This window comes from Dietzia cercidiphylli (genome assembly GCF_014145145.1).
In the GTDB taxonomy this organism is placed as follows: Bacteria; Actinomycetota; Actinomycetes; order Mycobacteriales; family Mycobacteriaceae; genus Dietzia; species Dietzia natronolimnaea.
Window position 1 is genome coordinate 1 of the sequence record NZ_JAALEA010000396.1, and the last position, 1,341, is coordinate 1,341.

A 1,341-nucleotide genomic window follows, 5' to 3' on the forward strand; every position below is an offset into this window, starting at 1 on the left:
CGGTCCCACGCAGCCGCCTGCCGCTATGGCGTCTGGCGCACACCGATGCGCAGGCGGGACGCCCTCGCGGCGGGCGGCTGCGGAAGAGGTGGACACGCGCGCGAGCAAGACGCCAGACGCGTGCGCGAGACGCCAGGCGCATCAGCGGCTGCACGGACTGGCGAGTGTTGTGGCCGGCGATCCTTCCCGAGTGGGCGACGGTACGCATTCCGCAACCGCCCTCAGGCCACGCGGCGCGGCCCCCGGCCGAGTGACTCCTGAAGTCTCATCGCCTCGCGGATGAGGGGCACGATCCGGCCACGCCGGTAGTCCTCCCATTGCCATCTCCTGAAGATGTTGCCCAGCGCTTCGATCTCGTTCTGGCGATTCTTCTCATTGCGTAGCTTCCGGCGGACGCCCGCCTCGCCGTCGTCGATCCCGTACTTCCCCGACCCGTCCGCCTCACCGACGAGTCCCCATTCCTTCCAGTACATGTCGACGAAGGTCCGCGACCCGTCCGGGAGGACGAACTCGTGCTGGAGCCGGGGCATGGGGAGGCCAGCGCGGGTGATGGCGACCCGGCTCAGTGACTCGAGCACCGAGTGGGCACCCGGGTCCGCGAATGCCACCACCGCGCGGGCCCGCGCGATGCCGACTCTCCCGGCGGCGGCGTCGAGTTCGGCCGCCAGTTCGGCCCTGGTGCACAGAGAGTGACGCAGGGCCTGGTCGGCAGCGCAGACAGCACCGGTGAACGGGCTCGTCCGCGCCACGTCGACGATCGTCCGCGCCGGAGTCGTGACCGGGATGCCATCGAGTTCCGTCACGGCGTCACCGAGATCCAGACTGTGGCAGATCGCGCTCTCGCCCCGCCTGCTCCCGCTGCCCGGCCGGTGCCTGGTCGTGGTGACCCGCCGGGTGTCCAGATCCTGGGCGGGCAGACCGTGCAGCACGAGCGCGGAAGTATGCGACATCACCGTGCCGGGGCTGATGAACCTCGCAGAGGCGCGCGAGCGCATCTCGAGGATGGCTTCGGCCTCGTCGGGACCGGTGGGCAGGTCGGCGGCGGGCACGTAGACACCGTGACGGAGACGGTAGAGCTGTCCGGTGCGCTCTGCGTGCTCCCGCGCTCGGCGGCTGTAACCCCGGGCGAGTAGTTCGGACGAGGTGATGACGGGTGGGCGAGGTCGGTCTGTGCTCATGGACACGCAGTATCGGCCCCGCCGGCCCGGCTTCTGCGGCGTCGGACCGCGTGATCCGTCCCGGCTGTGGAGGGGGCGCGGGGTGTGGAGACCGTTGCCGCAACTGCAGGGCCGGGCTGAGCGACTGCAGGGCCGGGCTGAGCGACTGCGGGGCCGGGCTGAG

1 protein-coding gene is annotated in these 1,341 nt (G+C 71.0%); it reads right to left on the bottom strand.

Going from position 1 to position 1,341, the window contains the following annotated elements; genetic code table 11:
- Positions 1-221: 221 nt before the first annotated feature.
- A complete protein-coding gene (locus G6028_RS13775) occupies positions 222-1,178 on the bottom strand; it encodes a type IV toxin-antitoxin system AbiEi family antitoxin domain-containing protein (protein ID WP_179523196.1) in 957 nt (318 codons plus the stop codon).
- Positions 1,179-1,341: the final 163 nt, after the last annotated feature.